At 40.4% G+C, this 13505-nt stretch carries 10 protein-coding genes and 1 pseudogene; 8 read left to right on the top strand and 3 right to left on the bottom strand.

The annotated features are described in order from the left end of the window. Positions 1-52 precede the first annotated feature (52 nt). The gene (locus tag WKK05_RS29185; protein ID WP_341526507.1) at positions 53-958 is read left to right on the top strand and encodes a M48 family metallopeptidase; all 906 of its coding nucleotides are present in this window, start codon (positions 53-55) and stop codon (positions 956-958) included. A gap of 277 nt (positions 959-1235) precedes the next feature. On the opposite strand, the gene WKK05_RS29180 is transcribed toward WKK05_RS29185, so the two are convergent. Then, positions 1236-1895 carry a cofactor assembly of complex C subunit B gene (locus tag WKK05_RS29180; protein ID WP_341526506.1) on the bottom strand — a complete coding sequence of 220 codons (660 nt, stop codon included), beginning with the start codon at positions 1893-1895 and terminating at the stop codon, positions 1236-1238. Positions 1896-1991: 96 nt separating this feature from the next. Further along, the gene (locus WKK05_RS29175) at positions 1992-2720 is read right to left on the bottom strand and encodes a response regulator transcription factor (protein WP_341526505.1); all 729 of its coding nucleotides are present in this window, start codon (positions 2718-2720) and stop codon (positions 1992-1994) included. A gap of 171 nt (positions 2721-2891) precedes the next feature. Between WKK05_RS29175 and radA the strand changes: the two genes are divergently transcribed. The 6 genes and pseudogenes from radA to WKK05_RS29145 all read left to right on the top strand — a co-directional run bounded on the left by radA (position 2892) and on the right by WKK05_RS29145 (position 10022). Beyond that, the gene (radA, locus tag WKK05_RS29170) at positions 2892-4412 is read left to right on the top strand and encodes a DNA repair protein RadA (RefSeq protein ID WP_341526504.1); all 1521 of its coding nucleotides are present in this window, start codon (positions 2892-2894) and stop codon (positions 4410-4412) included. 143 nt (positions 4413-4555) lie between these two features. After that, positions 4556-4964 (top strand): annotated as a pseudogene (locus WKK05_RS29165) (hypothetical protein); the annotation flags it as partial. 124 nt (positions 4965-5088) lie between these two features. Further along, positions 5089-7812 carry a serine/threonine-protein kinase gene (locus WKK05_RS29160; protein ID WP_341526503.1) on the top strand — a complete coding sequence of 908 codons (2724 nt, stop codon included), beginning with the start codon at positions 5089-5091 and terminating at the stop codon, positions 7810-7812. A 55-nt stretch (positions 7813-7867) separates the two neighbouring features. Then, entirely contained in the window at positions 7868-8086 is a 219-nt protein-coding gene (locus WKK05_RS29155; protein ID WP_341526502.1) for a hypothetical protein, read from the top strand. A 42-nt stretch (positions 8087-8128) separates the two neighbouring features. Next, positions 8129-8281: a hypothetical protein gene (locus tag WKK05_RS29150; protein WP_341526501.1), complete on the top strand. Its 153-nt coding sequence runs from the start codon at positions 8129-8131 to the stop codon at positions 8279-8281. Between the two features lie 514 nt (positions 8282-8795). Further along, positions 8796-10022 (top strand): serine/threonine-protein kinase, encoded by a 1227-nt coding sequence (locus WKK05_RS29145; protein WP_341526500.1) that lies wholly within the window; start codon positions 8796-8798, stop codon positions 10020-10022. 46 nt (positions 10023-10068) lie between these two features. Here the strand turns inward: WKK05_RS29145 and WKK05_RS29140 are convergent, their stop codons facing one another. Continuing rightward, entirely contained in the window at positions 10069-10977 is a 909-nt protein-coding gene (locus WKK05_RS29140) for a DUF3365 domain-containing protein (RefSeq protein ID WP_341526499.1), read from the bottom strand. Positions 10978-11563: 586 nt separating this feature from the next. Here WKK05_RS29140 and WKK05_RS29135 point away from each other — a divergent pair. Further along, positions 11564-13390, top strand: coding sequence for a serine/threonine-protein kinase (locus tag WKK05_RS29135; RefSeq protein WP_341526498.1), 1827 nt, complete (start codon positions 11564-11566; stop codon positions 13388-13390). Positions 13391-13505: the final 115 nt, after the last annotated feature.

The raw sequence follows: 13505 nt of genomic DNA, 5'->3' as shown, positions 1-13505 counted from the left end.
GTCAAGTAACTGAACTTCCTAAACACTCCTTAGAAAGCTCACATCACAATCTATGACTAGAAAAATATTGACCGGATTAAGTTCAGAAGCCTATGAACACCCTTTTGATCGCAAGGCCTTGGCTTCTTTGCAAAATATGCCCGGTGCCTCTATGCTCCTCAAAAAAATTAACGAGTACGGCATTGATCGTTTACTTAGGCTGCAATGCCTTGGTAGTGAAATCAGAATTACACCCCGGAATTTTCCTAAATTGCATCAAAGACTTGTAGAAACTTGCCAAATTCTTGATGTTACCCCGCTTCCTGAACTGACTTTATCTCGAGGTACAGGTCACGTGGAAACCTACGTAGTTGGGGTAGAAAAACCGATTATTACTATTAATCTAGATGTAATGGAATGGCTTAATGAGGATGAATTACTTTACATTTTGGGATACGAAGTGGCTCGCATCAAAAGTCAGCATATGATGTATCACCAGATGGCAATTGTTATGCCAACTTTGAAAAACTTGTTGAGCAGTACGACACTGGGTGTAGGTGGCTTGGTAGCTAGTGGAATGGAACTGGCTTTATATAATTGGCGGATGATGGCTAGGTTCACTGCTGATCGTGCTGGTTTGCTAGCTTGTCAGGATATTAACGTGGCTACTACCACGCTGATAAAACTTGCAGGTTTGCCAGATGAATACTTAACTAATGCTGTAATCGAAGATTTTCTCGCTCAAGCTCGCGAGTTTGCATCTAATAACTTCAATAGTGTAGATCAGGTAACTAAAATATTAAGTTATACAGAACAACATCTTTCCTGGGTACTTATGCGGACTGGTGAGTTATTGAAATGGATTGATTCGGGAGAATATGAAAAATTAGTTCAACAGAAAGATTTAAATACACCTGAAGAAGTAGAAGAAAAAACACCTGAAGAGATAGAAAAGTGGAATTTTTTGACTTCTTGGTAAGATACTAATTCGTAACGATGCTCCGCCCCGCTACGCTAACGTAATTCGTAATTATATATATGAGCAAGTCAATTTATTAATGCAAAGAAAAAAGACTATTCATAATTTAAATCAAGCAGGTAAATATCTTAGAGTAATACTTGCCAAGTAAGAGTTATTGTTACAGATGACCAACCAAAAGCAGATTTCTACAAGTATTTAAAATTCAGCAATAGATTCTCTGTCTAAAAACCCAAATTAAATCTGACGCCTCTTAATTACGCATTACGAGTTAGTATTACTTCGCTTGGTTGTGTAAATTCGAGCTAAGAGTTACAGCTAATTTATCTGCAATTCCCGCAATCCAGTTTTCATCTTGTTTTGTGTAACTGCGACGAGCATTCGCTCCTAAAATTAAGACACCTTGATTACCAATCGGTTGACAAATTACACCTTGAGTATTTTCTGGTAAATAATCAAATTCAATCTTACCTGGATAAATTTCCAGGGCAACTAAGTAAGTTGGTTTTTGTGTTTCCAGTACTCGTTTTAAAATTGCTCCTGGAAATACTTCAGATTTAGTACCCAGAATACCGCGACGCAACAAAACTTTGCCTTGATAAAAAACTACTAGCGATCGCGTTACTGTATTAGTCAACAATAAATGAGATGCCCACGCTAGTTCAGTTTTCACGGTTTCTGGTAAATCTGCGGCTAATACAAAACCTTCCTCCCCAATTAGTTCTACAGTATCAGGCGATCGCGGCTGCACTTGCTGCCAAATTAAACCCGTTAAAATTAATACCGCACTTAAAACCACACCAAGCACATCCCCACGTGCTTGGGATTGAGTAAGTTCTGGTGTCAATAAACGGTTAATTAATAAAAGTACAGCGCCCAAGCCACCAACAACAATGGGTAGACGCCGCAAAACTCTATTAGAATCAGGTTTATTCATTGGACATGAATTACGAGTTATGAGTTATGAGTTGTGAGTTATGAGTTGAAGAAAGTTTTTAACTCTTCACTTTTAACTCCTCACTTCTAACTCTCTTCATTCTTCTCCTGGTTCAATAATCCGTTGGAAAAGATAACCAGTACCCCGCGCTGTGAGAATCAATTCTGGGTTGCTGGGGTCATCTTCTAATTTTGCCCGCAACCGGGAAATATGCACATCCACTACACGCGTATCCACATGGCGTTCTGGTGTGTAGCCCCACACTTCTTGCAAAATTTCCGAACGGGAAAAAGCTTCTCCAGAGCGGCTGACTAACAACTCTAGTAAGCTAAACTCCATACCCGTCAGCCGAATACGCTCATCGCCTTTATAGACTTGTCGCTTATTCGTGTCAATTTTGATATTGCCAACATGAATCACCCCAGAACTGGGGATACCAGAAGCACTGGTTTTGTCTACCCGTCTCAATACCGAACGAATTCGGGCTTCTAACTCCTTTGGGGAAAATGGTTTAACTACATAGTCATCAGCACCCAGCTCTAGCCCAGTAATGCGATCGGCTACATCCCCCAGGGCTGTTAGCATAATAATAGGGACATCTGATTCCTTTCGTAATTCTTGACACACACCGTAGCCATCTAGCTTTGGCATCATCACGTCCAAAACTACTAGGTCAGGATCGGATTTACGAAAAGTTTCTAAAGCCTCTTCCCCGTCGCCAGCCGTTACTACATCGTAGCCAATCATGGAAAGGCGCGTTTCCAAAATCCGGCGAATGCTGGCTTCGTCGTCTACCACCAGGATTTTTTCTTTATGACTTTCCAAGTTTCTCAACGCTCCTTCACTAAAATTTTACATGATTAATTTTTAATACCATAATATTAAGATATCATTCCATGAATTCATTTGGAAAAAGCTCTAACTGCCTACTATTCTTAGATTTTACTTTTTTCCAGTGATTAAATAATAATTAAGATTATTGAATAACATTTAAGAATGCCAAAGTCTAAAACCTTTTACGTTTGTAACGACTGTGGGGCAGAATCGCCTCAGTGGTTTGGCAAGTGTCCAGCTTGTGGCACTTATAATTCTCTAGAAGAACAGATTGCTGTCCAGTCTTCTGGAGATATGCCCAGTCGGGGAGTTAGTAGTTGGCACACAGCACAGAATAATGGCAAATCTGCTACTAAAACACCTAAACAGCGAGCTTCTCTGACATTTGAGCAAATTAGCGATCGCCAACTCACACGCTGGCAGTCAGGCTATGAAGAATTGGATCGGGTACTTGGAGGCGGGATTGTCCCCGGTTCTATGGTTCTCATTGGAGGTGATCCAGGAATCGGTAAATCTACTTTACTACTGCAAGTATCAAATGAACTAGCACAAAGATACCGCATTCTCTACATTTCTGGGGAAGAATCAGGACAACAAATCAAACTGAGAGCTTCTCGTTTGGGAGTATCAAAATCCTTAGATGTGGATATTAATGCGATTGAAGTAGTAGCAGAAGATACTCCGAAATCGGAAGATATTGAAAGTGTCAGTGCAGATTTGTATGTATTACCGGAAACAGATTTAGAAGAAATTTTGCGGGAAATAGACTCCTTAAAACCGAATGTGGCGGTGATTGATAGTATTCAAACAATTTTCTTGCCAGCTTTAACCTCTGCACCAGGTTCAGTAGCCCAAGTGCGTGAATGTACAGCGGCTTTGATGAAAGTGGCGAAGCATGAAGATATCACAATGTTAATTGTAGGACACGTCACCAAAGAAGGAGCGATCGCTGGGCCGAAAGTCTTAGAACACTTAGTAGATACAGTATTGTATTTTGAAGGCGATCGCTTTGCCTCCCATCGCTTATTGCGAACAGTGAAAAACCGCTTCGGCGCTACTCATGAAATCGGCATTTTTGAAATGGTGGCACATGGACTACGAGAAGTTCCTAACCCCTCAGAGCTATTTTTAGGCAATCGTGACGATCCAGCGCCAGGTACTGCGATCGTAGTTGCTTGTGAGGGAACTCGCCCCATCGTTGTTGAGTTACAAGCCCTTGTAAGTCCCACCAGCTACCCTTCTCCTCGTCGTGCAGGGACTGGCGTAGACTACAACCGCTTAGTGCAAATTCTCGCCGTGTTAGAAAAACGCGTAGGAATTCCCATGTCAAAATTGGATTCTTACGTGGCTTCTGCTGGGGGATTGAGTGTATTAGAACCAGCAGTAGATTTAGGCGTAGCAATTGCGATCGTTGCCAGTTTCCGCGATCGCATTGTCGATCCAGGTACAGTCTTGATTGGAGAAGTTGGCTTAGGCGGACAAGTGCGCTCAGTGTCACAAATGGAACTGCGGTTAAAAGAAGCAGCTAAGCTGGGATTTAAAAGAGCAATCGTCCCAAAAGGGACAAAATTTCCTGACCTTAACATTGAAATATTACCAGTATCTAAAGTCATAGACGCGATTATTGCGGCAATCCCACAACACTCATTAGAAGACAGCGATTTAGAACCAGACGAAGAGTAGGTTCCAAAAGCGGCGTTGCTGAATCAACCTATAAACTTGCTATTTGCACCTACTCTGCGAGAACGATTTCATCGAATGCGCGAGCTTTCCATATCCAGATTCAGCAGCGTCCTTTGTCCCCTTATTAAAAAGGAAGACCCACTATCACATCCATTGTCACCCAAAACTATCAAATAACGTGGGAAAAACTACCCGACGATTACAAATTGCCAGATGACCCAGTGGTCTGATACGGAAGGCGGGGAATATTCTATTAAACCAACTTACCCCCCTGGTAAATGGTTTTTTTACTAGTGCGTCTTAAAAGTACCAAATTATGCGATTTTTGAACCTGATAGCGGCAACTTAGAAATTTATCGCCTAGATAACAATACAGGCAGGTACATTGTGCAAACCCCTAACGACAACCAACTTTACTGGATAGGGGAAATGAATCTTTACCTTGGTGTGTGGCAAGGGAGACGTGAAAATCGTACAGGTAATTGGTTGCGGTGGTGGGATGAACAAGGACAACTTCTACTGTGGGGTTTCGAGTTAGCTGAACAAGATCGCGGACTTCTTGAAGAAGTCCGCGATGTGAGCTTTGCTTGTATCCAAAGTTATAGATTCCACCTTATCAAACGCCGCTATTTATGGTGTGCCAAAATAAATATCAGTAAAACTACGGTCTTGATAAATGGCGTGGAATCCAGGGCAGCAGTTGTTTGGCGATCGCTACATTATCGAAAGAGAATTGGGTAGGGGCGGAATTGGCATTACCTACCTCGCTAGAAACCCAAGTGATGAGTTCCGCGTAATCAAAACTCTTCTAGACAAGTTTTTTAATGACCCTAAATGGACACCGCACTGCAACAAGTTACGGCAAGACTTCCGAGATGAGGCTTTGCGACTGGCTTTATGTCACCATCCTCATATTGTGCAGATAGAAAATGTCTTTGATGAAGGTAATTTTCCCTGCATGGCGATGGAGTATATCGAAGGGCAAGATTTAGGTAAGCGAATCACTGAAAACGGTGCATTATCAGAAGCCGAAGCACTTATATATATTCAGCAAATTGGCGACGCTTTAACTTTAGTTCATAACAAAGGCTTGCTGCATCGGGATTTGAAGCCGAGTAACATCATGATGCGTGCAGGTAAACCCGAAGCAGTGCTAATTGATTTTGGTATTGCCAGACAATTTATCCCTGGTGCTATTCAACAGCATACAGAGAATCGTACTGATGGTTACGCCCCACCAGAGCAGTATGTACCGGATGCCGAACGGGGAGAATATATTGATGTTTATGCCTTAGCTGCGACATTGTATGCTTTGCTAACAGGACAGTTGCCAATGCCAGCACCAGCTAGATTACAAAATTTTACGCTGCGATCGCCTAAAGAATTGAATAGCAGTGTTAGCGATCAGGTGAATGAGGCAATTATGAAGGGGATGGCGTTAAATTACAGGTTCCGTCCCCAGTCGGTGCAAGAGTGGTTGAACTTGTTGGGAACGAATGTAGGGTCAATTTCGGCAACAACACCTCAAACACAATCTAACCAATCTACTCAAAATACTTCAAGATTTATTTTCCAGGTTTCTCAAAGTTGGGAATGTGTACAAACCATAAGAAACTATGCAGACTCTGTTCATTCTCTTGCTTTTAGTCCAGATGGCAAGCTATTAGCTACTGGTCTTTACAGTGTGAAATTATGGCAGCTTATCAATGGTCAAGAAATAAAAACTTATGAATATCCTAGCTGGATTCTTACTTTTAGTGCAAATGGTAAAAATTTAGCTAGTTCGTTGGGTGAAGAATTGAGTGTTTGGGATATAGATAGCGGTAAAGAAAACCTTAATTTTACACTAGGCTGGAACAATATAGATTTCGTTGCATTTAGCTCTGATGGTCAGATGCTTGCGGCTAGTATGAGAAAAGAAGAAATTCAATTATGGGATGTAAATACTGGAGATAAAGTTCGTACTATCACAATTACTGAAAGATATGGGCATCTAGTTTTTAGCTTGGATGGACGGATTCTTGCTGGTGCTACTGTAGGTATGAAATCCGAGGATATTATTAAGTTATGGGAAGTATCTACTGGCAAAGAAATCTGCACAATTTATTCTCGCTCCAAATATATAAATGCTCTTGCATTGAGTCCTGATGGTGAGATTTTAGCCAGTGAAGAAACCTACGGCGGTTTTTTTTACCCAAGTAAATCTCGGATCAGACTATGGGATGTAGCGAATGGGAAAAATATCTACTCTATTAAAGCTGATTCTGAAGTTTCTTCTCTTGCCTTTAGTCCCAATGGAGATATATTAGCCAGTGTGGATCGTTATAACGGTAATGTAAAAGTATGGCTGTTAAGTCGGGTTCAAGGAAAACAAGTTAAACTCACAAATATCCACACTTTAACTTCCAGTTACAGAGGTTTTAACAAGCCAATCAAATTTAGCCCTGACGGTCGAATTTTAGCAGATGGCATTACTCTGTGGGATGTAGCTAGTGGTAGAGAAATCTATAAACTCAATGGACATAGCGAAGCAGTTGATCTATTGACTATTAGCCCTGATGGTCAAAATATAGCTACTACGAGTAAAAGTGGTATTACACTATGGCATATACCTAGTGGCACTTTTATTCGTCGGTTTGAAAAATATTCTTTAGATACTGTAGTCTTTAGTGCAAACGGAAAGATTTTAATTAGTGCTAATAAAGATAGAATGATACTCTGGGAAGTAGCCACTGGAAGAAAAATTCAGGACACACCTTGTGAACTTAAGGAATCTAGAGTAATTTCAGCAGTTGCTTTAAGTCAAGATGGAGAAATATATGCTCAAGCCGCATATTCAGATAAAAAAATTAGACTAATAAAAGTCAGCACTGATCAAAACATTTCTACTATTACAACTCAATCTGAGGGTGTTGGCTGTCTTGCTTTTAGTCCAAATAAAGAGATATTAGCAAGCAGTAGTTTTGATAAAATCATTAAATTATGGGAAGTAAAAACTGGCGAAGCAATCCGAACTATCAACACCTATCCTCATAGTGCTACTTCTATTGCTTTTAGTCCGAATGGGAAAATTTTAGTGTGTGGTGGTAGTGATTGCATCCAGTTGTGGGATGTGGAGACACATTATGGAAGATTAATCTGCACTATTAATACTTCTATAATAAGCTCCTCAAATTCTTCCAGTGCTAAAGGTTCACTTATCTTTAGCCCTGATGGGCAAATTTTAGCTAGTAGCAGCAATGACAACACAATCAAACTTTGGGATGTGGCTTCTGGAAATGAAATTGGTACTCTGACTGGTCATTCCTCACAGGTTAATTCCATACTATTTAGCCGTGATGGGCAAATTCTAGTTAGCGCCGCTAATGATGGCTCAATCAAAATTTGGCAACGCAGCTAGTCTGGCAATAACAGCGTCAAAATAGTAAGTAAGGCTGGCAAACAATAAAAACAACATGAAAGCATACGAATTCCCAGCGAATGTTACCACCGAAGTCAAAATAGAATTACCGAATGCTGTTTTACAACAGTTAGCAAATAATCAGCAGGTAAAAGTAATTATTCTCGTCAATGAACCCACAGAAGAACAAGAGGAAGCAGATTGGCATCGTTTTGCAGCCGAGCAATTATTAAAAGGCTACAGCGAAGATGATGCTATCTGCGACACAATTTAATCGATGCAAAATTATCAATCTGGCTAAGTTATTTTTCTCAAATTGCCTTTTTCTGATGCAGTAACATTCAAACTCCGTCTAGTGTTATTACTTTTAGACAGAGGATATGATGATGTTATTGTGGCGCAGATTAGCAGTCAAAGCACTCAAACACTTTTTGATTTTGAAACTATAGAATGGCAGCAAGCAGGTTGAATGCGTCCGTCGGTAGTTAAGTTGCATAATATAAACACAGTATCAAAGCTTCTATTAGGCGTGAATCCGGATGATTTGGATTAATTATTGTAACTTCAAGTGCTTTTCATAATTGCTTCCTTTTTCACAAAGATTAACTTTTGAGAGCGATCGCACATTTAACACTAAAAATATCTATAATATTTAACTCTAGGAGTCCATAGGGTTTCTTCACCTTTTTATCTCACCCACTTACGGCTTCTTTCAACAAAGCACCCGCAGATATTACTGCAAACACGGGTTATGTTCTGACTGCTAAAATATCTAAATACGAACAGTATTATAAAACTACTCAAGAAAAAATTGTCTATTTGGTCACACAAGACCGTCAACAAATTGTAGAAAAGTCTATTTTCTCATCTTGAGGGTGATGCTAACCTCAATTCTAAGGGGCATATCAGCTTTTATCGGCTAGAGTTTCTATCTTTCAGCAAACCAAATAATGTATCAACAAAATCGCAAGGAGTGCGATGAAATGTCACAGTCTCCTATGACAAGACCAGAAATAGCTGCTGGAACTCTGATTGATAATCGCTATATTATCCAAAAACTTTTGGGACAAGGCGGATTAGGACGAACCTATTTAGCGTATGATACTCGTCGTTTTAATGAAGCTTGTGTTCTTAAGGAATTTGCACCCATTGGCACAGGGGAAAATGGACTGGAACAATCTCGCAACTTATTCAAAAGAGAAGCTAAAATTCTCCACCAGCTGCAACATCCTCAAATCCCCAGGTTCTTAGCTTGCTTTGAGGGAGATGGTCGACTATTCCTGGTACAAGAATATGTTGATGGTAAAACATATTCTGCGCTGCTGGGAGAACTTCAACGTCAAGGCAGAAATTTTGTGGAAGCGGAAGTTATACAGTGGCTAAAAAAACTGCTACCTGTTTTGGAATACGTCCATCAGCACAACATCATCCATCGGGATATTTCACCTGACAATATCATGTTACCTGAAGGCACGGATTTGCCAGTGCTGATTGATTTCGGTGTAGGCAAGCAAATTGCTGACTTGAAGGATGGGAGAAACTCCCATCACGTAACCTTTGTTGGCAAAATGTCTCTTGTCGGCAAAGTGGGATACGCTCCACGTGAGCAGATTAGCTTAGGTTTGTGTTCTCCCTGTAGTGACCTTTATGCTTTAGGAGTAACAGCTATTGTGCTACTTACAGGACGAGATCCATCTCTGCTAATGGATCAGTACTCCTTAGAGTGGCAATGGCGTTTTTATAGCTATGTTAGTGATGCTTTTGCTCAAGTACTTAATCGGATGTTAGCAGATACGCCTAACAAGCGATACCAAACAGCCAGAGAAGTTCTTGCTGGATTAGAGCGTCTTACAGCACCAGAAGTAAGAAAACCTGCACCGATTGTGGATTTGTCTCCTACCGTATTTCATCCTGAATATCAGGCTATAACACCAAGGCCACAATCGTTTAATCAATATGGAGAAACAATATTAAGTTCGCCTCTTACTTCACCAATTGAGCAAATTGAACAACCTTCGCTCAATCCAGCATTTATCAAACGTTGTCAGGAAGAGTTGGCCTATTACATAGGCCCAATGGCCAATCTAGTCGTAGAAGAAACATTAGCTGAAACTCCTCACATTTCAGCTGAGCAACTTGTTGAACTCATGGCTAAAGAAATTCCAGACATTCAAGCAGCCTTTAAGTTTAAAAACAAACTATTGTCTTAGGCTTTTGCCTGCTATTAATGTAAGAAAATTATCAATTATGATTTTATTAATTACCTGTACCCCCATGAGTACGCTTGATTCTTTTCATCGCCATTTCTAAACTTAATTGCATTCGTTTAAAAGCTTGAGCCAAATTCCCAATTTCATCATTAGAAAACTGCTCAAATTCAACGTCCATATGTCCTGTGCTGACTTCTTCTGCAATACGAGTCATACGTTTTAGGGGTTTTACAACTTGTCTATTTAAGAAAAAGTTAACTAACAGAATGGTTGCTATAAAAATAGCCGATACTATCATAATAATTAGTAAAGAAGATTGATTAGCTTTGTTGATGACTTTATTCGCTGGGACTGAAATTATTTGAGCGCCGACAATTTCATTCAAGTTCCAGCCAAATCCATTAGCTGTGCCATAAAGAGAAATCATACTTGGAGGTGCAGCTTCAGGTGTGCTATGACACTGCAAGCAACTTTGTTGAGAAATTGGTAGCGGACGAGCAATGTAAAAAATATCCCCACCAGGAATTGAGCGATATCCACTTACTTCCTTAGTGTTTGGGTTCTTTCTAAAACTTTCTACAATTTCTGCCTCAAAGCTGTCAGCTTTGTCCCGAAGATTAGTAGGATTGAGAGTTGCTTCTTTATAAAAGAAATCACGGTAGTCTGCTGTTTTTCGCAAAATCTCAAAGACTTCTCGTGCTGAATATGCAGGTACACTTTGCGGCAAAAACTCAGTTGTTAATTTGTCAACTAGTTGTGGATTAACTTGAGTATTGGTGTATTTACGAACAGAACTCATGGTTTCCATCAACATCAGACCTGTTGAAGCAATATCTTGTTTAGCATTCTGTCTTAATAGAGAAGAAAGAGCCAATCCAGTTAAGCTCAGACCGAATACCAAAATTACAAGTAGTAAAATTGTAAATTTTTGTCTCAACTTTAAATTTTTTAACATAATCTGAGTTCACTTGCTAATAACATTCTTATTCACTCTTAATTATGGGCAAATAACTAAAAAGTTAGTGAAAAGGCATAATTAAGGTAAAACTATTGGTAGTCTATTTTATATTTAAGCTCTGTATTTCAGATAATAGCGGGACATTTCTGCAACCTAAATTATTTTTATAAATATTTGTAGCCAAAATAGAGATATCTCGGTTGAAGCTTCTGCTACTTCGACTTCGCTCGGCACAAGTACACTCAGGGCAAGACGCTCAGCACAAGTCCGCTCAGCTTCAAATAATCACTTTAATTGACTTTGCCTAAACTTTTTTGCGATCGCCTATGCCAATGCGCTGAATCCCTTGAGAACAAACTGCGCGATCGCCTGCTCTCTTACCTTCACCTTTGTTAACAGAGTGTTGTTTATTTATATTCAGATACTTGTCTGCAAACCATTGTTAAATATCAGAGTCAATTAAAATTTTCTTTAAGTAACTAGTTTGCAAAAGCTACGGCAATTTCATTTGAGTATCAAATACTTCTGCTGGGTATGATAATACCGTGCCAAAATAAATACCAACATTTGGCAAATATTACTAATGGTGTGGAATCCAGGAAAGCTTTTATTTGGGGGGCGCTACATAATCGAAAGCCAACTAGGCGAAGGCGGAATTGGCATTACTTATCTTGCCAGAAATCAACGGAACGAACTGCGAGTGATCAAAACCCTCAAAGAAGAAATCCTCAATAACCCTGCCTGGATACTCCATCGAAATAAATTACGGCAAGACTTTCGTGATGAAGCAGTTCGGCTTGCAGTGTGTCACCATCCTCATGTAGTGCAAATAGAAACCATATTCGATGAGGGGAATTTGCCTTGTATAGTCATGGAATACATCGAAGGTGAAGACTTAGGACAGCGCCTGAAGCGGGTGGGGATATTGCCAGAAGCAGAAGCAGTACTGTACATCCACCAAATTGGTGATGCTTTGACGCTAATCCACTCTAAAGGATTACTGCATCGGGATCTCAAGCCACGCAATATTATGATCCGCATTGATAAGCCAGAAGCAGTACTAATAGACTTTGGGATCGCTAGAGAATTTATCCCCAATGCAATCCAGAGGCATACAGTATATCGCACTCCTGGTTTTGCTCCACCTGAGCAATATGAATTGGAAGCACCGCGAGGAGAATACATTGATATCTATGCTCTAGCTGCTACTTTGTATAATTTGCTTACCGCAGTTGTACCGACGAATGCAGATGACAGACGTCACAATATTACCTTAGAACCACCACAATTTTTTAATCCCCACATCAGCAACCGCGTAAATCAAGCGATTATGCGCGGCATGGATTTGGAGTCAACCTATCGCCCCCAGTCTGTGCAGGAGTGGTTGAATTTATTAGATTCTGATCCTAGAGAGAATGTAGCTTCAGCGCCTTTTCCTTCAGCAATAACGCTTTTAACGCAACCTCCTGAACGTGTTGCTCCTACACCAGTACCAGTTGTAATGGAGCATCACAACTGGCGGTGCGTACAGACCCTCAGAGGTCATTCCAGTATGGTTAATGCGATCGCCATTAGTCCAGATGGGCAACTTATTGCGAGTGGTAGCAACGACAACACTATCAAAATATGGCAACTAAATAACGGCAAGTTACTACGTCATTTAGGGCGTTGGTTTTCTGGTCATTCCAGTATGGTTCATTCTGTTGCCTTTAGTCCCTACGATCAGCTTCTTACTAGCGGCAGTTGGGATAACACTATTAAAATATGGCAGGTGAACACAGGTAAAGAACTCACTACTCTCACAGGTCATACTAATTGGGTGAACTCCGTTGCTTTCAGTCCTGATGGCAAACTTTTGGCTAGTGGTAGTGCAGATTCCACTATCAAAATTTGGCAAGTACATACAAATAGAGAAATCCAAACTTTCATCGGTCATACCGACTCAGTTTGGTCAGTTGCTTGGAGCCAGAATGGTGAAATTCTGGCTAGTGGTAGTGCCGACTACACAATCAAACTGTGGCACGTAAATACAGGCAGAGAAATCACTACACTTACAGGTCATTCCTTCTTTGTCAACTGTATAGCTTGGAGCCAAAATGGAGAAATGCTCGCTAGTGGTAGCAGTGACAATACCATCAAACTGTGGCAGATACGTACAGGCAGAGAAATCTGCACACTTAGAGGTCATTCTAATTCAGTTTCATCAATTGCCTGGAGCCAAAACGAGCCAATTATCGCTAGTGGCAGTTGGGACTACACAATCAAACTGTGGCACGTAAATACAGGCAAAGAAATCACTACACTTACAGATCATACTAATTATGTGAGAGCGATCGCCTTCAGTCCCGACGGAAAAACCTTAGTAAGTGGTAGTGATGACGACACTATCAAGATTTGGCGAAAGGAATAATTCATACAGCAGTTTGCCAGTTAATGAGCTAGACATTTTCAACTTAAAAGCCAGATACAGAGGCAATTTAACTCCTAACTCCTGTACAGACGCGTAGACGCAGGGAGTGCGGCTT

It is taken from the genome of Nostoc sp. UHCC 0302 (genome assembly GCF_038096175.1).
In the GTDB taxonomy this organism is placed as follows: Bacteria; Cyanobacteriota; Cyanobacteriia; order Cyanobacteriales; family Nostocaceae; genus UHCC-0302.
This window is presented reverse-complemented; position numbering and strand designations above follow the sequence as displayed.

Excerpts from the sequence above, each read along its gene's own strand:
- WKK05_RS29185 (WP_341526507.1), top strand. The coding sequence starts at position 53 with ATGACTAGAAAAATATTGACCGGATTAAGTTCAGAAGCCTATGAACAC.
- WKK05_RS29180 (WP_341526506.1), bottom strand. The coding sequence starts at position 1,895 with ATGAATAAACCTGATTCTAATAGAGTTTTGCGGCGTCTACCCATTGTT.
- radA (WP_341526504.1), top strand. The coding sequence starts at position 2,892 with ATGCCAAAGTCTAAAACCTTTTACGTTTGTAACGACTGTGGGGCAGAA.
- WKK05_RS29160 (WP_341526503.1), top strand. The coding sequence starts at position 5,089 with ATGGCGTGGAATCCAGGGCAGCAGTTGTTTGGCGATCGCTACATTATC.
- WKK05_RS29155 (WP_341526502.1), top strand. The coding sequence starts at position 7,868 with ATGAAAGCATACGAATTCCCAGCGAATGTTACCACCGAAGTCAAAATA.
- WKK05_RS29145 (WP_341526500.1), top strand. The coding sequence starts at position 8,796 with ATGTCACAGTCTCCTATGACAAGACCAGAAATAGCTGCTGGAACTCTG.
- WKK05_RS29140 (WP_341526499.1), bottom strand. The coding sequence starts at position 10,977 with ATGTTAAAAAATTTAAAGTTGAGACAAAAATTTACAATTTTACTACTT.
- WKK05_RS29135 (WP_341526498.1), top strand. The coding sequence starts at position 11,564 with ATGGTGTGGAATCCAGGAAAGCTTTTATTTGGGGGGCGCTACATAATC.